The organism is Georgenia wangjunii, from assembly GCF_036421975.1.
GTDB classification, from domain to species: domain Bacteria; phylum Actinomycetota; class Actinomycetes; order Actinomycetales; family Actinomycetaceae; genus Georgenia_A; species Georgenia_A wangjunii.
On the sequence record NZ_JAZGON010000001.1, the window covers coordinates 30,794 to 52,472 of the forward strand.

A 21,679-nucleotide genomic window follows, 5' to 3' on the forward strand; every position below is an offset into this window, starting at 1 on the left:
GGTGCCCGCAGCGCGCGTAGGCGCTACTGGGCAACCTGGATGATCTGGAAGGTCTGGGGCTTCTGCGCGCTGTGCGGGTGCTCAGGACCTGCGTAGACCTTGAGCTTGCTCAGCTGCGCGCGACCCAGCGTGTTCTTGGGGATCATGCCGCGGACGGCCTTCTCCACCGCACGCTCGGGGTGCTTGGCCAGGAGCTGTGCGTAGCTCGTGGCCTTGAGCCCACCGGGGAAGCCGGAGTGGTGGTAGGCGACCTTGTCCTCGCGCTTGCTCCCGGTCAGGGCGACCTTGTCAGCGTTGATGACGATGACGAAGTCGCCGGTGTCCGTGTGCGGGGCGAAGGTCGGCTTGTGCTTCCCACGGAGCAGGGTGGCGACGTGCGTCGCCAGTCGGCCGAGGACGACGTCGTTGGCGTCGATGACGTACCAGTTCTTCTCGACGTCGCCGGGCTTCGGGGTGTACGTGCGCACGGGCGTAGCCTTCGTTTCTTCAGCGTTCTCATCGGGCGGCAGCGCGTGCTGCGGCCCATGGTCAGGTGGTGCTCGCTCGCCGCACCCGCGCCGCTCGTCCGGCGAGTGGGAGGCACCGGGAGCGCATGGGGATGCCAGGCGACGTCCCACAGTACGCCCGGGCGGCCCCCTGGGTCAAAACCTTCCCGCTGTGAGATCGGCGACGGCGGCCGGTGCGGTGCCGCCGTGCGCGCGGCGAGGGGCGGTGGCAGCCTGGACGGCATGAGCCAGTCAGATCTCTCCGCCCAGCCCGACACCTCCGACGTCGCCGCGGCGACGGACTCGACGCCGGACACGTCGGCGACCAGCCAGGACCCCTCCCTCGCCGGGGAGGGTGACAGCAACCAGCTGCAGAAGGAGGAGATGCTCGTCGAGCGCGGCGTCGACGACCTCGAGGACGAGGGCCACTCCCCGCCCGAGCGCGACCCGCTGCGCGGCAAGAACCTCACGCAGCGTGAGCAGATCGAGGGCGACTCCCTCACGGAGCGCATCGACGCCGAGGAGCCCGAGGTCTGGGAGGCCGGTGGCGGCGAGCCGGCGCCGGAGCGCCAGGAGGACCGTGCGGGCCGCCTCGAGGCCGCACCCGACGACGACGACCCGAGCGACACCCTCGGGGAGTCGCAGTCCGTCATGGCGACCGACGTCGGCGTCGCCGGCGGGGCGGCGACGGCCGAGGAGGCCGCCATGCACGTCGTCGACGAGGACGACGCCCCGGGCGCCTTCTTCGCCGCGGACGAGGGCTACACGGCCGACCCGCCCACTGCCTGACCCGCGCCCGCGCGGCAGCACCACCCAGCACGCTCTGACCCCCGCGGGTCAGAGCGTGCGGCGGTTCCGGGCCTGCGCCGCCCGCGCGGCGAGGGCGTCGTCGGCCGGGTAGCCGACCTCCTCGAGCGTGAGCCCGTGAGCCTCGGCGACGGTGACGCCGGGGTCCCGCCGACCGGCCTCGAGCACGCGCAGCGGCCACTCGACCCCTCGGCGCCCGTCGCCGACGGCCAGGTGGGCGCCGACGAGCGCGCGCACCATCGAGTGGCAGAAGGCGTCGGCCCGGACGTGCGCGACGACGAGCCCGGCGCCCGGCCCCTCCCCGGGGACCCGTTGCCAGCGCAGCTCCTTCAGCGTGCGGATGGTCGTCGCGCCGGCCCGGGGCCGGCAGTAGGCCGCGAAGTCATGCTCGCCCACGAGCAGCGCCGCGGCCCGGTCCATCGCCTCGACGTCGAGGCGCCGCGCGCGCCAGACGACGTGGGTGCGCTGGAGCGGGTCCCGGCGCGCCGGGTCGTCGGCGATCCGGTAGGCATAGCGCCGCCACACAGCGCTGAACCGGGCGTCGAAGCCGGGCGGCGCCTCCGCGGCGCCGAGGACGACGACGTCCCCCGCCCTGCGCGGGCGGGCCGCCTGCCCGAGGACGCCGGCGAGGCGGAGGACGAGGGCCTGCCCGGGCGTGCGGTCGCCCCGGCCGGGCAGCTCTTCCCAGGCGGCCCGTGGCACGTCGACGTGCGCCACCTGCCCCCGGGCGTGGACCCCGGCGTCGGTGCGCCCCGCCACGGTGAGCCGGGCGGGGTCGGGCAGCCGCAGGATCGTCGTCAGGGCGTCCTCGAGCTCCCCCTGGATGGTGCGCTGCCCGGGCTGGGTGGCCCAGCCCGCGAAGTGCGTCCCGTCGTACGCGAGGTCGAGGCGCACCCGCACGGTCGTCGTCGGCGCCTCGGCGATGGTGCTCTCCACATCGGCGAGGCTAACGGCTCCCGCGCACGCGCCGCCGGGGTGCCCAGGTCAATAGAGTCGTCCCGTGGACCCTTCCGGAGCGACGCTCGCCGTCGACTGCGGCGGCGGTGGCATCAAGGCCTCCGTCCTCGACGCCGCAGGCACGATGCACGCCCAGCCCGTCCGCGCCGCGACGCCCTACCCGCTCCCGCCCGCGAGGCTCGTCCGGGCCATCGCGTCCCTCGCCGAGCAGCTCCCTGCCGCGGACAGGGCGACGGTCGGGATGCCGGGGATGCTGCGCCACGGGGTCGTCGTCGCCACACCGCACTACGTGACGAGGTCCGGTCCGCGCACGCGCGTGCTCCCCGACCTCGTCGAGCAGTGGGCCGGCTTCGACATGCGGGGCGCCCTCGAGGAGGCCCTCGGCCTGCCCGCGCTCGTCCTCAACGACGCGGAGGTGCACGGGGCGGGCGTCGTCGCGGGCGCGGGCCTGGAGATGGTCATCACGCTCGGCACCGGGCTCGGGAACGCCGTGTTCGACGGTGGCGTCCTCGCCCCGCACGTCGAGCTGAGCCAGGGCCCGGTGCGCTGGGGCCTCACGTACGACGACTACATCGGCGAGCACGAGCGCCTGCGCCTCGGCGACGCCATGTGGTCGCGCCGCGTGCGCCGCGTCGTCGAGGCGCTGCGGCCCATGTACGTGTGGGACCGCCTCTACGTCGGGGGCGGGAACTCGCGGCGCATCAGCCCGCAGGTCCTCGGCCGTCTCGGCGACGACGTCGTCGTCGTCCCCAACAGCGCCGGCATCATCGGCGGGCTCCGCGCGTGGGAGCTTCTCGCGCGCTGACGTCCGCGCGCACGACGTCGACGAGCTCGAGGACGGCCCGGGTGAACGCGACGGGCCGCACGAGCGAGACGAGGTGCGTCGCGCCCGGGACGACGACGAGCCGCCCCCGCGTGCAGGCCGCGAGGAACCGGCGCTCCTCGAGCCGGAAGTGGTCGAGGCTGCCGTTGAGGAGCCACACGGGCACGTCACCGAGCGCCGCGAGGTCCCCGAGGGGGTCGACGTCGGCCATGCCGGCGAGGGCCGCGTCCATGACGCCCATGCTCATCCCGCCCGCGGCGAGGTCGTCGAGCGCCTGTGCCGGTAGCGCCCGGCGCGCCAGCGCGTCGTTGAGCCCGGCGCCGCCGTCGGGCAGGCGCGCGATGAGCGCAGCGAGCCGCCGGTAGCCGCTGAGCCCCGGGCCCCGCGGTCGGGTCGAGCACCCGGCGGCGAGGACGCCGTCCGGCCGCCGGTCGGTCCGCGCCGCCCAGTGCAGCGCGAGGTAGCCGCCCAACGAGAGGCCGACGACGACGAGCGGGCCGTCGACGCGCGCGGCGGCGTCCTCGACGGCCGTGAGCGCCCCCGCGATCGTGAAGTCCTCCCCCGAGCGCTCCCCGTGCCCGGGCAGGTCGGGCGCGAGGGCCGGGACGCCCGCACGTTCCAGGGCGGCGAGCTGGGCGAGCCACATCGTGCGCGAGGCACGGATGCCGTGGACGAGGAGGACAGCCGGCGTGCTCACCGGTCCAGGGTAGGGACTGGTGCCGTGCCACGGCGCGGAGGGCGCGGCACAGCACGCCGTCGGGGGGCAGACGTACGAGAGGTGCCGGGCACGTGTGACCCGCCCCCTTCCCCAGATCCCACCACCAGGGAGAGGCGTCCAATTGGGGGGGCAGACGGGGGGGGTTTTTCTTTCCTTTTCTCCCCCCACCTCTCGTACGCTCGCACCACGCGGACGCGTCGTCCGCGGGGCCGGTCAGTTCTTCGGCTGGGTGACCCCGGGCGGCTGCGTCGCGTCGAGGGCCTGGTCGTCGGCCGCCGTGGCCGACTGCTCGGCTGCCACCTGCTGGGCCTCCTGGGCCTCCGTGCCGTCAGCCGCCGTCGGGTCGACGCTCGCGTCGGTGCCCGCCGCGGTGGCGTCGTCGGCCGCCGGCTCGGCGTCGACCTTCTCGGGGTTGGCCGAGACGGAGCTGGCCTTCTGCGCCGCGCGCTTCGTCGCGGAGTCGGCCTCGCGGACGACACCCTGCTTCGGGCTCACGGGCTCGAGGACGAGCTCGATGACCGCCATGGGGGCGTTGTCGCCCTTGCGCGGCCCGATCTTCGTGATGCGGGTGTAGCCGCCGTCACGCTCGGTCATCGTCGGCGCGATCTCCGTGAAGAGCTCGTGGACGACTCGCTTGTCCTTGACGGTGGCCAGGACGCGCCGACGCGAGCTGAGGTCGCCGCGCTTGCTGAGCGTGATGAGACGCTCGGCCAGCGGGCGCAGCCGCTTGGCGCGGGTCTCCGTCGTCGTGATCCGTCGGTGGTCGAACAGCGCCGTGGCCAGGTTGGCCAGCATGTGCCGCTCGTGCGCCGGACTGCCACCCAGGCGGGGACCCTTCGGGGGTGTAGGCATGGTCTCTCCTCAGTAATTCGATCGCCGGTGGTGGCGTCAGTCGCGCTTCTCGTCGCTGAACTCGAGGTCGCCCTCGTAAGACTCCTCGTCATCCTCCACGAGGGAGAGGTCGAAGTCGGCAGGGCTGTCCTTGAGGCTCAGGCCGAGGCCGGCGAGCTTCTCACGGATCTCGCCGATCGACTTCGCCCCGAAGTTGCGGATGTCGAGCAGGTCGGCCTCGCTGCGTGCGACGAGCTCACCCACGGAGTGGATGCCCTCGCGCTTGAGGCAGTTGTAGGACCGCGAGAGCAGTCCCAGGTCCTCGATCGGCAGCGCGAGGTCCGCGGCCAGCGCCGCGTCCGTCGGCGACGGGCCGATCTCGATGCCCTCGGCCTCGGTGTTGAGCTCGCGGGCCAGCCCAAAGAGCTCGACGAGCGTCTTGCCCGCCGAGGCGAGCGCGTCGCGCGGGGCGATCGAGCGCTTGGTCTCGACATCGACGATGAGGCGGTCGAAGTCGGTGCGCTGCTCCACACGGGTGGCCTCGACCTTGTAGGTCACCTTGAGCACCGGGGAGTAGATCGAGTCGACCGGCACGCGGCCGATCTCCGAGTCGTAGCTCTTGTTCTGGTTCGCCGAGACGTAGCCACGGCCACGCTCGACGGTGAGCTCGACCTCGAGCTTGCCCTTCGCGTTGATCGTCGCGATGTGCAGCTCGGGGTTGTGCACCTCGACGCCTGACGGCGGGGTGATGTCCGCCGCGGTGACGACGCCCGGGCCCTGCTTGCGCAGGTACATGACGACCGGCTCGTCGTGCTCCGAGGAGACGACGATGTTCTTGATGTTCAGGATGATCTCGGTGACGTCCTCCTTGACACCGGGGACCGTCGTGAACTCGTGCAGGACGCCGTCGATGCGGATGCTCGTCACCGCTGCCCCCGGGATGGAGGAGAGCAGGGTGCGGCGCATCGAGTTGCCGAGGGTGTAGCCGAAGCCGGGCTCGAGCGGCTCGATGACGAACCGCGAGCGGTAGTCGGAGACGACCTCTTCGGTCAGCGTGGGGCGTTGTGCGATGAGCACGGTGTGTCCTTTCCGCAGGCGTCCGCTATATGACGCCAGGCAATTCCCCGCCGGCCATCGGTCCGGCCGGCGGGGGTCGAGCAACCCGCCCGAGGGGCGGGGGACGGCTCAGACGCGGCGGCGCTTCGGGGGCCGGCAGCCGTTGTGCGCCTGAGGCGTGACGTCCGAGATGGACCCGACCTCGAGGCCCGTGGCCTGGAGGGAACGGATCGCGGTCTCACGGCCGGAGCCGGGACCCTTGACGAAGACGTCGACCTTCTTCATGCCGTGCTCCTGGGCGCGGCGAGCCGCGGCCTCGGCCGCGAGCTGGGCGGCGAAGGGCGTCGACTTGCGTGAGCCCTTGAAGCCGACCTGGCCCGAGGACGCCCAGGCGATGACGGCACCGCTCGGGTCGGTGATCGAGACGATCGTGTTGTTGAACGTGCTCTTGATGTAGGCGTGACCGTGGGAGACGTTCTTGCGCTCCTTGCGGCGCGGCTTGCGCGCGGCGGTCGCCGTACGGGTCTTGGGGGGCATGCGGTTCTCTCCTGGATGAGGTCGTCGGACCGGTCCGCGCTGAGGCAGCGGCTCGGACTGCTAGCGGGCCTTCTTCTTGCCGGCCACGGTGCGCTTGGGACCCTTGCGGGTACGCGCGTTGGTCTTGGTGCGCTGGCCACGGACCGGGAGGCCGCGACGGTGGCGCAGGCCCTGGTACGAGCCGATCTCCACCTTGCGGCGGATGTCCGCGGCGACCTCACGGCGGAGGTCACCCTCGACCTTGAAGTTGCCCTCGATGTAGTCGCGCAGCGCCACGAGGTCCATATCGGTCATGTCCTTGACGCGAAGGTCAGGGCTGATACCGGTGGCCTTGAGGGTCTGCTCGGCGCGGGTGCGACCCACGCCGAAGATGTAGGTGAGCGCAACCTCGAGCCGCTTGTCGCGGGGGAGGTCGACGCCGGCAAGACGTGCCAACTGAATGCTCCTCATGCTGTCGGAGGTCTTCCGCACCACCGTCCCGCCGGACCGGCGAGCCCCGGCCTCCGACCGGGGGTTGTGCTGCGGTCTCCCACAGCACTGGTGGTGCGCTGGTGGTGGCACGCGCTGCTGCGCGTCCCACCGACGCCGGGACTCAGCCCTGGCGCTGCTTGTGACGCAAGTTGGTGCAGATCACCATGACCCGGCCGTGACGCCGGATCACCTTGCAGTTGTCACAGATCTTCTTGACGCTCGGCTTGACCTTCATGTCATTCCTCCGCCGCCGCGCGCGTACGCGCCCTGAGGCACGCCCCGCGACGGCGATGATCGTGGTGATTACTTGTAGCGGTAGACGATACGACCCCGGGTGAGGTCGTACGGGCTGAGCTCGACGACCACTCGGTCCTCGGGGAGGATCCGGATGTAGTGCTGACGCATCTTTCCCGAGATGTGCGCGAGCACCTTGTGGCCGTTGCTCAGCTCCACCCGGAACATCGCATTCGGCAGGGCTTCGACCACACTGCCCTCGATCTCGATGACGCCGTCCTTCTTCGCCATATCCTCCGCTAACTCTTCTCATCTGCGCGGCCGTCGTCACCGCCCATGGAACTGAGCCAGGATGGGTGACGACGCGGCGTGCCGGTCCTGCATCGCGTCGGGGCCCCGGTTGGGCAGCCCTGACCGCCTGGCACGCACGTCCAGCGAACCAGCATACGCTACGGCGACCTCCCCGCGCGCCATGAGATGGCTCACGAGGTGGCCGCGTGCAGGCGTGGGTCGACACTTCTGCGAGGTGGGGGAGGCGGCCATCCAACGCCTCCCCCACCCGCCGCCCCGCCCTAGGTTCGCGACCGCCGTCGGGTGCTCAGCGCAACGCCGATCACAAGCGCTGCAAAGGCTCCGACGACGATCCCCAGGACGGGGCCCCCCGTCTGCGGCAGACCGGGCGGGGTCGTACCAGGAGACGGGGTGATCGTGGGGGCTGACTCGCCCTCGGGGGTGACCGCAGTGGTCGGCTCCTCGTCCGGCGCAGGCGTCGGCGTCGGCTCCTCGTCCGGCGCAGGGGTCAGCGTCGGCTCCGGGACGGGCGTCGGCGTCGGCTCCGGGACGGGCGTCGGCGTCGGCTCCTCGTCCGTCGGCGTCGGCGTCGGCTCCGGGGCGGGCGTCGGCGTCGGCGTCGGCGTCGGCTTCTCGTCCGTCGGCGTCGGCGTCGGCGTCGGCTCCTCGTCCGTCGGCGTCGGCGTCGGCTCCGGGACGGGCGTCGGCGTCGGCGTCGGCTCCTCGTCCGTCGGCCAGCAGAGCTCGACGGCCCATGTGTCGTCCTGACCCGTCTCGGCGAGCCACGCCCGGTTGGTGTACTCCGTGCCGCACTCCCCGCGCTTCCCGTCATGGGTGAGGGTGTAGGAGAAGGTCTGCGGCTCGTCGTCCCATGTCACCGTGCCGAGCGGGACGGGCTCGCCGTCGGGGTCGCTCTGGTCGTCGAGGACGGTGACCGTCTCGTCGAGGTCGGTGCGAACCCAGTCCGCCTCACCGATGACGACGGCGGCGCGGGCGGTGGCGTGTGGCGTCGCGTGCTGGCCGTTGTCCCAGTCGACGGTCAGCGCGACCTCCCCGGCGGCGGTCGGCCGGGAGGAGAAGTCGCAGTCGTGGTCGAGGACGACCTCCCCGTTCCTGGGCACGAGCACCTGCAGGCCGGGGACATCAGGGTCGACGTCCGCAGCGTCCACGGTGCACACGGCGCCACCGCCGAGGGTCGTCGCGCTCGAGACCGTGGCGACGACGTCCTGCCAAGCGTTGGGGTTGGTCACCGTGACGGTGCCGCTCGAGGCCCAGTCGGAGTCGGTGTACCCGTCCGGGGTGACGTCGACCGCGTAGTCAACCGCCGCCGTGCCTGTCGTGGCGTCCACCTCGACCTCGCGGACGCTGCCGCTCTTGTCGATCGTCCAGCCGTAGGTCCGGTCGTAGCGGACGTCGGCGGTCGCGGCGACGACGAGGTCCGCGCCGGCGCACACCTCGACCGTGGCGGCGCTCGAGGCGCTCACCTCGGCGATCGTCGCCGTGTTCTCGTACGTCCGGCACTCCCCCGGCACGTCGGGCCACGTGACGTCGTAGGCGAAGACGGTCGGCCCGTCCGCCACGTCGACGGTGTTGCCCACCTGGGTCCCGTCGTCGTACCCGGCGAGGTCGACGGCGGAGTCGGTGACGCGGACGGAGGCGTCGGTGACCCGGATCTCGGCGTCGGCGAAGTCGACCGCGTGCATGCCCCGCACGGCGCCACCCGTGCCGGGGTAGGCGGCCTCGTCCCAGGTCACCATGGCCGTGACAGCACCTGTCGTCGTCGGCGTGCCGGACGGGAGCTCGCACCGGTACGGGAGCACGAGCTGCCCCTCGGCGGCGAGCGTGACGCCCGTGCCGCCATCCACGCTGCACGTCGCGCCGGGGAGGTCACCGCGGACGGTGATGCCCGAGACGGCGACGTCGTTGCCGTTCACGACGGTGATGGCGCCCGTGACGACGAAGGCGGCGTCCATCGGCTCGGACGGGGTGACCTCGACGTCGTAGCTGACTGTCGCGTCCTGCCCCGCGGGAACCTCGACCCGGTCCGCCCCGCGCACGCGCTTGTCGATCGTCCAGTCGTAGTCCCGGTCGAACGACGGCTGTGCCGTCGTGGTCACGGCGAGGTCCTGGGCGAGCTCCCGGTTGCGTACGACGCAGCTGACCACCGCGGAGACCGGCACGTCGACCGTGAACCCACTGTCGCCGGTGTTCGTCGGCGCGATCGCCTCGCCGGTGACCGTGTCGCGGCACACCGCGTTGCGACCGTCCCGCGGGACGAGGGAGTACCCCGGAGTGGGGGGCTCCTCCACCGTCACCGCCCGGGTGAGGGTGCCCTGCGGGTAGGTGACGTCGACGTTGACGGCGCCGGTGGCATCCGTCGTCGCAGAGGAGGGGGAGACGCCCGGGGTCGGGGTGGTGAAGGTCCATCCGGCGCCGCCGTCGACGACGTCCCCACCGAGCGTCTCGACCTCCTTCACGACGGTGAGCGTGCCGGCGCAGCCCGCCGAGGCGATCTGCTCGAGGGTCTCGGCGAGCCCGTCGAAGCCGGTGGTGTAGTAGTCGCTCCCTTCGCTCGGGCCCGAGATGAGGGCGAGGCGCCGCTCGGCGGCGGTGCCGCCGGCGTCCGCGCCGATACCGACCGCGACGACCCGCGCCCCGGTCGCCTTGACGGCGTTGGCCGAGTGGACCGCTTCCTCCACCTCGCGGGTGGTCGTGTCGCTGCCCGTGCCGTCCTGGTCGCGGTAGGTCGTCGGGGACCCGTCAGTGAGGAAGAGGACGACGTCGTAGGTCTCCCCGCTCTCGGCGACCTGGTGCAGACCCCGGTCCCAGTTCGTCCCGCCGTCGTCGTGGACGAGGGTGTCGGTCAGGCTGTTGATCTTGCCCGTCACCGCGGCGGCGCCTGCGGCGGAGCTGACCGACGTCGACGGGAGCGGGCTGTTCGCCGGGCCGGTCGCCGGTGCGGTGCCCGCAAAGGTGTACACCGCGATCTGCGACGCCGTCCCCGAGAGGGCGTCGACGAACGCCACGCCCGCCGCCTTGTACTGGGCGAGCAGCCGAGCATCGTCGGCCACCGAGTTGGAGAGGTCGACCACGACGGCCACGTCGATCCCGCACGTGGGGGGGAACCCCGGGTTGACGCGGGCGTCGGCCCAGTGGCGGTCCGTGGCGGGAAGGGTGACGGTGCGGCTTCCGGTCGAGCCGTTCGTCGTGACCTTGCCCGTCGCGAACCGGTACGGCTCGCTGTCGGAACCCCAGTGGGCCGGGGCGGTCCAGCCGGAGGGCGCGCCCGTCTCGACCGCGTAGAAGTGGTTGCCCGCGGACGACGCGCTCGGGAGGTCGACGATGACGCCGCACAGACCCGCGCCGTCCGTCGTGCACGTGCCGACGTGGTCGCCGCCCGACAGGCTCGAGGTCCTCCCGGTGCGGTAGAACTCGAAGGTCGCCCCCGCGAGGGGCGTCACGCTCCTCGTGAAGCCGGTGCCTGCCCGGTCGCCTCCCTTGCGCACGATGAGCTTCGCCTCGTCGTGCGCGGGCTCCGCAGCCGGCACCCCGGTCGTGCGAGGCACCGTGAGCGAGAGGGTCGTGGACGCAACGGCCGCGGGTGCCGCGACCTCAGCACCGTTCGCGCCGGCGGGCGCTCCGGCGCTGAGCAGCGCGGCGCCGAGGAGGCCTACGAGAAGTGCCCGCGAACCCCGCTTCCCGAGACTGGGCGCGCGGTTCGAAAGTGACGTCAGCATGTGGGGAATCTCCTCGTGGTCGACCTGCCCGAGAAGCACACCACCCCGTACGAGACGGACAGCACCTGCCACGGGTCCCATACCGGATGACCCGCACCTCACCCCAGGGTGAGAGCGAGGGGTGAGCGGGGGTGACGCGGACTCCGCCGGGGGTGACCGCACGGAGCCGTCCGCCGGGGGGTGACCGCACGGAGCCGGACGGCGGCGGCGGCGGCGGCGGCGGCGGACAAACGTGTGGGGGAGCCGCGCGATGCGCGACTCCCCCACACTCAGCCCGTCCCACTCGCGGTGGAGCCCCATGGCGACGCGTCGATCACAAACGCGGCGCCGGCCTCGCGGCCGGGACGTGCTGCCCATCTCCGACAGACCGGGCGGGGTGCTGTCACAGGAGACGGAGCTCTTGGTCGTTCAGCTGGTACGGGCGCGGGGGGGGGGGGGGGGGGGGGGAGCGTCTCCCCCCCCCCCCCCCCCGCACCCCCCCCCGGCGGTCACCGAGGAACATGGCTCCGCCGATGGTGAGGAGCAGCCCGAGGGCCGCGAGGCCGACGACGTCGGCGCCCGTGTCCGGCAGCCCCGGCGTCTCGCCGCCCGGCGTCTCCTCGCCCGGGTTCTCGCCACCCTCACCCTGGGTGAAGTGAGTGGTCGAGCAGGTGCCGATGCAGACCGGCTCGGTCCAGCCCTCGCCGGTGACGACGTTGAGGACCGTGACGTCGAACGCGTCGTCGTCGACCTCGACCGAGTAGGTGAGGGTCGCCGTGCCGGAGAACGTCCCGACCTCCCAGACGAGCTGGTCGCCCTCGAGGACCACGCCGCCGATGCTCGCGGTGACCGGCCCGGTGAGGTCGGCGTTGTCGAGCACCCGCGAGAGGTCGTCGGTGACGACCACGCCGGTCGGGTCACCCTCGCCCGTGGCCCGCAGGGTCACGGTGTAGGTGATCGTGTCGCCCGGCTCGACCTCGGAGCCGGACTCCGGGTCGGAGGACTTCTCGATCGTCCACGGGGCGTCGTACGGCTCGGCGCACGCGTCGTCGGTCCGCACGAGGTCGCCGCTCGTCAGCTCGACGACGTTGAGGAACCCGCCGGCCGCACGCACCTCGCCGGTGTAGCACTCCCCGGCCTCGGTCCCGACGACCCCGTCCTCGAGCTCGGCGACGACCCGGACCCGGTAGGTGTGGGTCTCGCCGGCCGGGAGGAGGATCTCCCCGTCGGTCACCGCGGTGTCCTCGCCCAGGCCCGTCCACGAGCCGAGCGGGTCCGGCGTGCCGTCGTCGTCCGCCGCGATGGACGAGGCGAGCACCTCGATGCCCTCCCCGAAGTCGAGGGTGTCCTCGAGGGCGTACCGCGCCGCGAGCGGGTCGACCTGCGGCGAGGTCACCGTGATGAGGTACTCGATCCGCCACGTGCCGTCCGGACCCTGGACCGGGTAGCCGTCCGCCACCGACTTGGCGACGTCGGGTGCCACGACCTCGACGACCTCACCGCAGTCGTCGTCGGAGATCTCGTCGCCGCCGCTCGTCAGGGTCGCGGAGTTGAAGAACCCGCGTCCCGGAGCCCCGGCGGGGTCGCACTCGGCGGCCTCGTCCGGGAGCGTCGTCGGCACGTCGACGTGGAAGGTGACCTCGTACCGGTGCACGGCACCGCCGAGGATCGCCATGCCGCTGACGATCTCGCTCGTCCCGTCCCACTCGATCTCGGTGACCGGCTCACCGGTGACGTCGAAGACGCTCTGGCCGAGGATCTCGATGCCGGAGGCGAACCCGGGCTGGTCGTCGAGGTCGTAGTAGACCGTCGCGTCGTTGCCCGAGTTGTCGACGGTGAGCGTGTACGTCACGTCCCACGTGGCGTCGGGACGCTGGGTCGCGGCCCCGAACACCTTGTCGAGCTCCGGCAGGCTCGGCTCGACGCAGTCGCGGTCGGTGATGTCCTCGCCGTAGGCGGTGAGGGTCGCGGCGTTGAGGAACCCGCCGCCGTCGGTGCCGTCGTCACCGGAGCACTGCCCCGGCTGCGAGCCGATGACACCGGCCTCGACGGTCGCCCTCACCGTGACGACGTAGGTGTGGCTGTCCCCGCCGTCGAGTGCGCGGTCGGTGGCCAGGACGGTCGTGACCCCGGCCTCGAGGTCCCACGCACCCTCGACGTCCGTGCCCTCGAGCACCCACGACGCCGCCGTGGGGGTGATGCCCGCGCCGTACTCGAGGGTGTCGGTGAGGTCGTAGGACCCGCCGACGCTCGAGGTGTTGGAGACGATCACGTCGTACGTCACCGTCCACGACCCGTCGGCGTCCTGGTCGGCGGCCGTGGCCGTCTTCTCCAGCTCGAGCTCGGGGTCGGGGATGTCGACGCAGGCGTCGTCGTCGTAGTCGTCCTCGCCCGAGGTGAGCGTGACGCCGTTGAACAGGCCGTTGCCGGCGCTGCCGCCGTCGTCGCCGCACTCGCGGTCCTCGTCGGTGATCGTCGTCGTGAGCGAGACCGTCACCGTGACCGTGTACGTGTGGGTCGCCCCCGCCGGGAGCTCCTCACCCGTGACGATCTCGGTCTCGGTCACGCCGTCCCAGGCCTCGTACGTCGTCCCGCCGCGGGAGACGGTCGCGTCCTCGATGACGACGCCCGCGGCGAAGCCGAGCTCGTCGCTGAGGTCGTACGCGAGGTCCTGCGCGTCGCTCGGGTTGTCGACGGTGAGCGTGTACGTCACGTCCCACGTGCCGTCGGCGTTCTCCGTGAGGCCGCCGACCGTCTTGACGACGGTGGGTACCACCGGCTCGGCGCAGTCGCGGTCGGTGATGTCCTGGTCGTACGCGGTGAGGTTCGCCGCGTTGAGGAAGCCGCCGCCGTCGGTCCCGTCGTCACCGGAGCACGCTGCGGGCCCCACCAGGTCCCCGTCCTCGTCGAACTCGATGACACCGGCCGCGACGGTCGCGGTGACCGTGACGACATAGGTGTGGGTCTCGCCGCCGTCGAGTGCGCGGTCGGTGGCCAGGACGGTCGTGCCGCCGGCCCCGAGGTCCCAGGTCCCGGAGGTCGCGGTGCCCTCGAGCACCCACGAGGCGGCCGTGGGGGTGATGCCCGCGCCGTACTCGAGGGTGTCGGTGAGGTCGTAGGACCCGCCGACGCTCGAGGTGTTGGAGACGACGACGTCGTACGTCACCGTCCACGACCCGTCGGCCTCCTGGTCGGCGGCCGTGGCCGTCTTCTCCAGCTCGAGCTCGGGGTCGGGGACGGGGATGCAGGCCTCGTCGTCGTAGGAGTCATTGCCCGAGGTCAGCGTCGCCTCGTTGAACAGGCCCTGCCCGGCGTTGCTGCCGTTGACCCCGCACTCGCGGTCCTCGTCGGCGACCGTCGTCGTGAGCGAGACCGTCACCCGGACCGTGTAGACGTGCGTCGCACCGGCGGGCAGCGCCTCGCCCGTGACGATGACCGTCTCGGTCACGCCGTCCCAGTCCTCGTACGTCGTCCCGTCGCGGGAGACCGTGGCGTCCTCGATGACGACGCCCTCGGCGAAGCCGAGCTCGTCGCGGAGGTCGTACGCGAGGTCGTGCGCGTCGCTCGGGTTGTCGACGACGACCGTGTACGTCACGTCCCACGTGCCGTCGGCGTTCTCGACGAGGTCGCCGACCTCCTTGTCGATGAGCGGGGCCACCGGCTCCGCGCAGTCGCGGTCGGTGATGTCCTGCTCGTACGCGGTGAGGTTCGCCGCGTTGAGGAAGCCACCGCCGTCGGTTCCCTCGTCACCGGAGCAATGCCCCGGCTCGGAGCCGATGACACCCGCGGCAACCTCGGCGACGACGGTCACGACGTACGTGTGGGTCGTGCCGGCCTCGATGAGCGCGTCCGTGGCGAGGACGGCCGAGTCCCCGGCGCCGAGGTCCCACGTCCCGGAGGTCGCGGTGCCCTCGAGCACCCACGACGCCGCGGTCGGCGTGATGCCGGCCCCGTACTCGAGGGTGTCGGACAGGTCGTACCGGCCGTCGAAGAGCGCGTCGTTCGTCACGACGACGTCGTATGTCACCGTCCACGAGCCGTCCGCGTTCTGGTCGGCGGTGGTCGCCGTCTTCTCCAGCTCGAGCACGGAGGGCAGGCACACCTCGACCGTCTCGTCGTCGCTCGGGTCCTCGCCCGTGACGACGATCCAGGCCGTGTTGGTGAACTCGACGCACTCACCGCCCACCCCCTGGAGGATGAGGGAGTACGGGAACGGAACAGGGGTCCCCGCCGCGTTCCACGTCGCCTGGCCCAGCGGCACCGGGTTGCCCGGGTCCGTCTTGTCGTCGACGACATCGACCGTGAGATCCGTCTCGCCGGCGAGGGCGAACGCGACGTCGGCGGTACCGGTGCTGCTCTGCGCGCCGCCGTCGAGGTCGGTCCACGTCACCGTGGCGGTGTTGGCGCCCTCGTAGTCCGGCTCGGTGGTGAAGGTGCAGTCGTAGTCGAACGTCGCCGTGGCGCCCGCCGCGATGGAGATGCCGGCGCCGCCGTCGACGGTGCAGACCGCGCCGCCGCCGACGTCGACGACGTCGGTGACCGTCACGGTGACGGGCGAGAAGTCGTTCGGGTTCGTCACGGTGATCTCACCGGACAGCTCCCACCCGGAGTCCGTGAACCCGGACGGCACCGCCTCGACGAGGTAGGCGAACGTCGCCTCGCCCGTCGTCTCGTCCACGGTCACGGACGTCCGGTCGACAGACTTCTCGACGTCCCAGAGGTAGGTGCGGTCGAAGGAGGCGTCCGCAGTCTTCGTCACGGTGACCGGCGCCTGCTCGCAGACGGTGACGGTCGCGCTGTCCTCCTGCTGCGTCTGCGCGATCCACGCGGTGTTCGTCAGGTCGACGCACGTGCCGGGCACGCCCTCGAGGGTGAGTGGGTACTCCCACACCTCGGGCTCGCCGGCCTCGTTCCACGTCGCCGTGCCGAGCTCGACCGGGTTGGCCGGGTCCGTCATGTCGTCGATCACGGTGATCGTCTGGTTGATCGGGTTCTGCGACCACCCGTCGGCCGTCACCTCCGCGGTGCCGACGGCGGAGTGCATGGGTGTCGGCACGTCGCCGTCCCACGTCACGGTCGCTGTGTTCGTGCCGTCGTAGTCGGGCTCGGAGGTGAAGCTGCACGTGTACGGAAGGTTGACGGTCGCCCCCGCGGTGACGACGACGTCAGTGCCACCGGCGACGGTGCAGACCGCGCCGCCGCCCACGTCGACCGAGTCGACGACGTCGGCGGTGATGTCCAGCCACTCGTTCGGGTTGGTGACTGTGATCGTGCCGGTCATCGCCCACTCGTCGTCCTCGAACGCGAGCGGGGTGGCGGTCACGGTGTAGGTGTACTCGGCCGTCCCATCGGGGCCGACCTCGATCCGCGTGGCGTCGACGTCCTTCTCGATGTCCCAGAGGTACGTGCGGTCGAAGCTGTGGACGACGTTCTTCTCGATCTCGAGGTCCACGCCGGCGCAGACCTCGACGGTCTCCGTGCTCGACTGGTCGACCGCGAGGGTGCCGAAGCCGGGCGCCATGCGGGCGATGATGTTGTTGGCCACCGTCGCGGTGTTGTCGTAGGTGACGCACTCACCGGGCACGCTCGGCCACGTGAGGTCGTACGTGAAGGTGACCGGGCCGGTCCGCGCGTCGAGGACGTTGCCGACCTGGGTGCCGTCGTCGTAGGTCGACAGGTCGATGCGGTCGTCCGTCACGACGACGGACTGGTCGGTCGTGTTGACCTCTGCGTCGGCGAAGTCGAACGGCGCGGTGCCGGTGACCGTGCCGGTCGTCCCCGGGAACGCCGCAGCGTCCCAGGTCACGCGGACCGTGTTGACGCCCGACGTCGTCGGTGTCCCGCCCGGGAGATCGCACGTGTACGGCAGGGTGATCGTCGCGTTCGCACCGACCGTCCGGTCCCAGGCGCCGTACGGGACCGAGCAGACGCTCCCGGGGGCGGAATCGAGGACGCTGAGGCCGGTGAAGGGGATGTCATTGGGGTTCGTCACCGAGATGGTGCCGGTGACCTGGAAGCCGGAGTCGATCGGGCCGCTCGGAGTGACGGTGACGTCGTACGTGAACGTCGCGTCCTCCCCGGCGGGGAGCTCCTGGCGGGCCGGGTCCTGGACGAGCTTCTCGATCGTCCAGTCGTAGTCACGGTCGTACCGCGTATCCGCGGTCTTCGTCACCGTGAGCTCCTCGTAGTCCGGTGGCAGCTCGGCGTTGCGCACGACACAGCTGATGACCGCGGTCGCCGGGACGTCGACGCTGAACCCGGCGGCGCCGGCGTTGGTCACGGAGACCGCCGCGCCGGTCGCGGTGTTCGTGCAGACTGCGTTCGCGCCGCCGACCGGGGCGAGCTCGTAGCCCTCGTTGACGGTCTCGGTCACGGTGACGGGTCGTGTGAAGGTCCCGCCCGGGTAGGTGACGACGAAGTTGACGGCGCCGTCCTCTTCGGTCGTGGCGGTGGCCGGGGTGACGCCAGAGGTGGGGGTCGCGAAGGTCCAGCCGGCGCCGCCCGGGGTCACGGTGCCCTCGGTGTCGACGAGCTCCTTGACGACGGTGAGCGTGCCCTCGCAGTTGGCGGTCGCGATGTCCTCGAGGGTCTGGGCCAGCTGGTCGAACTGCGTGACGTAGTAGTCGACGCCCTCCGCCGGGCCGGAGACGAGCGGGATACGGACGCCCGCGCCGGGGAGCAACGCGTCGGGGCCGATGCCGACGAGGACGACCTGGGCACCGGTCGCCTTGACGGCGTTGGCGGAGAGGATCGCCTCGTTGACCTCGCGGATGTTCGTGTCGCTGCCCGTGCCGAAGGCGGTGCGGTGGAAGGTCGGGGCACCGTCGGTGAGGAACAGGACGACGTCGTACAGCTCGCTGCTCTCGGCGACCTGGTGGAAGCCACGGTCCCAGTTGGTGCCGCCGTCGAACTCGTTCGGCGTCTGGGTGAACCCGTTGATGCGGGCCGTGAGGAGGGACGCCCCGGCGGCGGTGGCGACCGACGTGAGCGGCAGCCCGCCGTTGTTGCCGCCGTTCGCGGGGGCGTTGGTCGCGAACGTGTAGAGGGCGACCTGCGACGGCGTACCGGTCAGTGCGGCGACGAAGCCCGCGGCCGCGTCCTTGTACTGGTCGAGGAGGGCGGAGGAGTTCGTCACCGAGTTCGACAGGTCGACGACCATCGCCATGTCGAGGCCGCACTGCGGCGGCGCCGCCGGGTTGGGCCGCACGCTCGCCCAGACCGGGTCGGGCGCCGTGCCCGGGATCTGGCGGGGCAGGCGGACCGTACGCTCCGCGGCGGTGGCGGAGCTCTCGATCCCCGCGCGGGTCGAGAAGCGGTAGGGGGTCCCGGCGGCCCACTGCGTCGGGACGATCCAGCCCGCCGGCGCGGCAGTCTGGACGGCGTAAAAGTAGTTCGCCCCGGGAGTGAGGTCGACGAAGACCCCGCACTCGCCGGACGCGTCGGTCGTACAGGTCTCACCGGTCGCCACGCCGCCGGTGAGGTCGTCCGGGGCGCCGGTCTTGAAGAACTCGAAGGTCGCACCGGCGAGCGGTGTCGTGCTCGTGCTGGCCGAGCCGGTGCCTGTCCGGTCCCCCCCCGCCGTGATGATGATCTTGGCCTCGTCGGACCCGGGGTCGCCCGGCGGGACGAACAGCGGGCCGACGTCGCTCGCGTCCGCCTCCTCCGCGCTCGGTGCCACGTCCGCGGCGGCGTCCGCCGTCTCGCCCTCGGCCTGAGCCGACTCGGGTGCGCTCACCGTGGGAGCGGGCGCCTCCGCGTCCGGAGCAGGCGCCTCGACGTCCGGGGCCGGCGCCTCGGCGTCCGGACCGGCGCCGTCGGGCACGCCCGCCCGGGACGCCTCGGCCGCGTCGCTCGCCTCGAGCGTCGTCTCGGACTCGACCGCCTCCTGGAGCAGCTGCTCGACGTCGCGCGGTGGCGCACCGGTCGCGAGCGAGGCGCTCCCGGAGGAGACGAGTGCCATGCTCAGCAGCGCGACGAAGAGCGCTCGAGCGCCCTTGCGTGCGGGCCTGATGGCGGGTCGACGGGCAGAGTGGCGCATCGTAGGCTCCCTTGTGATCAGTGGGCCTGCCCAGGACACACCTGCGCGCGCGAAAAGTGGCGACGGATGCAGGGTGATCATCGGATGATCGTGAGGGTGACACGTGCCCCCCCCGTTGACCCGCGCCAGGCCCTGACCCGTCCCGGGCGAGGAGCGGTCACGTCGCCGCCCCGCACGCTCCTACGGGATGATCGACAGCTCGCGCGCCCGGGCGACCGCGTCCGCGCGGCTGCTTACCCCGAGCTTGCGGTAGATCCGGCGCACGTGGGTCTTCACCGTGCTCTCGGACAGGAAGAGCTTGTGGGCGATGTACGACAGCGGCCGGTTGCCGACGAGCTGCTCGAAGACGCGTAGCTCTGCCTCGCTCAGCTCGCCGGAGCGCAGCGGCTCGGGGAAGATCCCGAGGCCGTCGGCGGGCAGGGCGCGCGCCAGGAAGACCCGGGCGTTGGGCATCGACTCGGTGATGGCGTCGAGGTCGGACCGCGGGACGTAGAGGAACGGCAGGAGCAGGCCGGTGTCCTGCGCGAGGCTCGTCGCGAGGTGGAGGGCCTCGATCGCCGTCTGGGTCTGGTCCGAGCGCAGGGCCGCGCACGCGCGGACGAGACTGAGCTCCATGGCCAGGCGCGGACGCACCGCGGCCACGGACGCCGCTCCCTCGGACAGGCGTAACGCCTCGCGCTGGGCTCCGACGTACATCGCGTACCGCGCCCGTGAGACCCGCAGCCACACGCTCGAGCTGCTGCTCTCCCGGAGCACGGCGGCCGCCCTGTCGAGCTGACCGGTGACGAGGTAGAGGTCGGAGAGGACCGCCGCGGTGATGTTGCCCGCGAGGCCCCGGTGGCTCGGGTCGAGGACGCGCCGGTACGCCTCGATCTCGGCGATCGCCTCGAGGCCTCCGCCGGTCCGGAGCGCCCGCGCGCCGTTGACGTAGCTGACGAAGCCCTTCAACGGCTCGAGGCCGGCGGGGAACCGGCGGGCGGCGACGGTGAGCGCTTCGGGCTCGAGCCGCATCGAGGAGATCATCGACTCGACGATCGGGGTGCCGACCGATTCCAGCACCGATTCCGGCGCCTCGAGCCCCCGGGCGTGCGCGAGCCACTCCTCCGCCGCCTCGAGGTGCCCGAGAACCACGAGCGCGAGCGAGAGCCCGACCGCCGCCTCCCGGGCGGCGGTCTGGTCACCCGCCTCTCGGCCCCGCTTGACGGCCTGACCGAACGCGAACGCGGCGGAGACCGAGTCCTCCTCCGCGAGCACCGAGATCGCCCACTGCAGGATGAGCTCGGGCACCGCTCGCCGCACCTCGGGGGACCACGTGCTCGACGGTTCCGTGCCGCCGGAGCGCGCGCCGTCGAGGAGACCGGCAGCGATGTCCGCGGACGCTGCGCTCCAGCCGTCGCCGGACCGTCTCGCGAGTCGCTCGGTCAGGGTGAGGGGCCGCCCGTCGAGGAGCTCACCCGGCGCGAGCTGGCCACTGCGCAGGACGTCCGCCGCGCGCTGGGGCGTGTGCTCGTCGAGGATGTAGTCGCGGGCGACGAGCAGCCGGGCGCTCGAGACGATGACCTCCTCGGGCATCGCGTGGACGGCGCGGTGGAGGGCGTCGGTGTGCTGAGCGAGGAGCTCGGCCCACCACTGCTCGGCGACGGCCACGGCCAGGTCCCAGTCCTCCGCCTCGACGGCGTGCGCGAAGGCCGCCGGTCCGTCGCCGGCGGCGAGCCGGTGGCCGGCGACGCGGCGGTGGAGCCGGCGGTACCGTGGGCGGTCGTCCTCCCGGAGCACGGACGCCACGAGGCGCCGGACGAACGTCGTGTACGCGTACCGGGGGTCCTCGCCAGGGCTCCGGGTCACGCGGAAGAGCCCCGCGGCGTAGATCCGCGTGAACGCCTGCGCCACCGCGTCCTTGCCCACGAGGTCGACAGCCTCCTCGCGCGTGAAGCTCGTCGGCACGGCGACGCCGGTGGCGAACTCGTAGAAGCGGTCGGAGTCGTGGTCGTGGAGCACCGCGGTGGCGTACCGGCGAGCACCGGCGAGGTCGAGGTCGAGCGTCCCGTCGTCCGCGCGGGACGCGTCGAGGAGCACCGCCCGCGCGAGCGCCGGCCAGCCGGCGACGTCGCGGCGCACCTGCTCGGCCTCGGCCGAGGCGAGGGGGCACCCGAGGCGCTCCGCCAGCTCGGCCACGCCGGCGGCGTCGAGCGCGAGGTCGGGAGCGCGCAGGACGAGCGAGTCCACGCTCGCCGGTCCCATCCGCTCGATCGGGCGCTCGGTCCGGGTGAGTGCGACGAGGTGGAGGCCTGGGCTCGTCTGCACGAACCGGACGAGGTCGGAGTCCACCTCCTCGTCGCTGACCTCGTCGAGCCCGTCGAGGACGAGGACGGGCTCACCGACGATGCGCCGGAGCGCCCGCTCGACGGAGCGAAGGCCTGGCTCCTCCACGGCATCGACCAGCTCCCGCTCGACGAGGGCGTCATGGATGAGCCGCCAGAGCTCGAGCGGGCCGACGTCCCGCTGCGGGACGGTCACCCAGATGACCGTCCGGCCCCGTGCGCCTGCCCCCCGCATCCACGAGGCCACGGTGCTCGTCTTGCCGAAGCCGCGCGGCGCTCGCAGGACGACGAGAGGCGGCAGCGCGTCCGGGACTCGGGCAGCGTGCGTGGCGACGAACGCCGCGGGCACGCGGGGCAGGAACCGCTGCGCGGAGTCGTGAGCGCGCTCGGGCAT

14 protein-coding genes are annotated in these 21,679 nt (G+C 72.4%); 2 read left to right on the plus strand and 12 right to left on the minus strand.

What is annotated here, in order from left to right; genetic code table 11:
* Positions 1 to 23 precede the first annotated feature (23 nt).
* Positions 24 to 467 (minus strand): 50S ribosomal protein L13, encoded by a 444-nt coding sequence (gene rplM / locus V2J63_RS00155; protein ID WP_331228961.1) that lies wholly within the window; start codon positions 465 to 467, stop codon positions 24 to 26.
* A gap of 261 nt (positions 468 to 728) precedes the next feature.
* Between rplM and V2J63_RS00160 the strand changes: the two genes are divergently transcribed.
* The gene (locus tag V2J63_RS00160) at positions 729 to 1,274 is read left to right on the plus strand and encodes a DUF5709 domain-containing protein (RefSeq protein ID WP_331228962.1); all 546 of its coding nucleotides are present in this window, start codon (positions 729 to 731) and stop codon (positions 1,272 to 1,274) included.
* Between the two features lie 48 nt (positions 1,275 to 1,322).
* On the opposite strand, the gene truA is transcribed toward V2J63_RS00160, so the two are convergent.
* On the minus strand, positions 1,323 to 2,228 hold the full coding sequence (gene truA, locus V2J63_RS00165) for a tRNA pseudouridine(38-40) synthase TruA (protein ID WP_331228963.1): 906 nt from the start codon (positions 2,226 to 2,228) through the stop codon (positions 1,323 to 1,325).
* Between the two features lie 145 nt (positions 2,229 to 2,373).
* Between truA and V2J63_RS00170 the strand changes: the two genes are divergently transcribed.
* Complete coding sequence (locus V2J63_RS00170) at positions 2,374 to 3,054, plus strand: ROK family protein (protein ID WP_491062071.1); 681 nt, start codon at positions 2,374 to 2,376, stop codon at positions 3,052 to 3,054.
* Here the strand turns inward: V2J63_RS00170 and V2J63_RS00175 are convergent.
* The 10 genes from V2J63_RS00175 to V2J63_RS00220 form a co-directional block, all read right to left on the minus strand.
* Positions 3,014 to 3,769 carry an alpha/beta fold hydrolase gene (locus V2J63_RS00175; protein WP_331228965.1) on the minus strand — a complete coding sequence of 252 codons (756 nt, stop codon included), beginning with the start codon at positions 3,767 to 3,769 and terminating at the stop codon, positions 3,014 to 3,016. The genes V2J63_RS00170 and V2J63_RS00175 overlap by 41 nt on opposite strands.
* Before the next feature lie 234 nt (positions 3,770 to 4,003).
* Entirely contained in the window at positions 4,004 to 4,642 is a 639-nt protein-coding gene (gene rplQ / locus V2J63_RS00180) for a 50S ribosomal protein L17 (protein ID WP_331228966.1), read from the minus strand.
* A 36-nt stretch (positions 4,643 to 4,678) separates the two neighbouring features.
* Positions 4,679 to 5,698: a DNA-directed RNA polymerase subunit alpha gene (locus V2J63_RS00185; protein WP_331228967.1), complete on the minus strand. Its 1,020-nt coding sequence runs from the start codon at positions 5,696 to 5,698 to the stop codon at positions 4,679 to 4,681.
* Between the two features lie 108 nt (positions 5,699 to 5,806).
* Complete coding sequence (rpsK, locus tag V2J63_RS00190; RefSeq protein ID WP_331228968.1) at positions 5,807 to 6,214, minus strand: 30S ribosomal protein S11; 408 nt, start codon at positions 6,212 to 6,214, stop codon at positions 5,807 to 5,809.
* Positions 6,215 to 6,274: 60 nt separating this feature from the next.
* On the minus strand, positions 6,275 to 6,649 hold the full coding sequence (gene rpsM / locus V2J63_RS00195) for a 30S ribosomal protein S13 (RefSeq protein WP_331228969.1): 375 nt from the start codon (positions 6,647 to 6,649) through the stop codon (positions 6,275 to 6,277).
* Between the two features lie 157 nt (positions 6,650 to 6,806).
* A complete protein-coding gene (rpmJ, locus tag V2J63_RS00200; RefSeq protein ID WP_110851912.1) occupies positions 6,807 to 6,920 on the minus strand; it encodes a 50S ribosomal protein L36 in 114 nt (37 codons plus the stop codon).
* Positions 6,921 to 6,988: 68 nt separating this feature from the next.
* Positions 6,989 to 7,210 carry a translation initiation factor IF-1 gene (gene infA, locus V2J63_RS00205; protein WP_043501486.1) on the minus strand — a complete coding sequence of 74 codons (222 nt, stop codon included), beginning with the start codon at positions 7,208 to 7,210 and terminating at the stop codon, positions 6,989 to 6,991.
* Positions 7,211 to 7,491: 281 nt separating this feature from the next.
* Positions 7,492 to 10,776, minus strand: a complete 3,285-nt coding sequence (locus V2J63_RS00210) for a hypothetical protein (protein WP_331228970.1) — start codon at positions 10,774 to 10,776, stop codon at positions 7,492 to 7,494.
* A gap of 553 nt (positions 10,777 to 11,329) precedes the next feature.
* On the minus strand, positions 11,330 to 18,964 hold the full coding sequence (locus tag V2J63_RS00215; protein ID WP_331228971.1) for a DUF7927 domain-containing protein: 7,635 nt from the start codon (positions 18,962 to 18,964) through the stop codon (positions 11,330 to 11,332).
* A 180-nt stretch (positions 18,965 to 19,144) separates the two neighbouring features.
* Positions 19,145 to 21,679 (minus strand): LuxR C-terminal-related transcriptional regulator, encoded by a 2,535-nt coding sequence (locus V2J63_RS00220; protein WP_331228972.1) that lies wholly within the window; start codon positions 21,677 to 21,679, stop codon positions 19,145 to 19,147.

What these genes read in the sequence shown, in the direction of transcription:
- V2J63_RS00160 (WP_331228962.1), top strand. Translation starts at nt 729, where the DNA reads ATGAGCCAGTCAGATCTCTCCGCCCAGCCCGACACCTCCGACGTCGCC.
- V2J63_RS00170 (WP_491062071.1), top strand. Translation starts at nt 2,374, where the DNA reads ATGCACGCCCAGCCCGTCCGCGCCGCGACGCCCTACCCGCTCCCGCCC.
- rplQ (WP_331228966.1), bottom strand. Translation starts at nt 4,642, where the DNA reads ATGCCTACACCCCCGAAGGGTCCCCGCCTGGGTGGCAGTCCGGCGCAC.
- rpsK (WP_331228968.1), bottom strand. Translation starts at nt 6,214, where the DNA reads ATGCCCCCCAAGACCCGTACGGCGACCGCCGCGCGCAAGCCGCGCCGC.
- rpmJ (WP_110851912.1), bottom strand. Translation starts at nt 6,920, where the DNA reads ATGAAGGTCAAGCCGAGCGTCAAGAAGATCTGTGACAACTGCAAGGTG.
- infA (WP_043501486.1), bottom strand. Translation starts at nt 7,210, where the DNA reads ATGGCGAAGAAGGACGGCGTCATCGAGATCGAGGGCAGTGTGGTCGAA.
- V2J63_RS00215 (WP_331228971.1), bottom strand. Translation starts at nt 18,964, where the DNA reads ATGCGCCACTCTGCCCGTCGACCCGCCATCAGGCCCGCACGCAAGGGC.
- V2J63_RS00220 (WP_331228972.1), bottom strand. Translation starts at nt 21,679, where the DNA reads ATGCCCGAGCGCGCTCACGACTCCGCGCAGCGGTTCCTGCCCCGCGTG.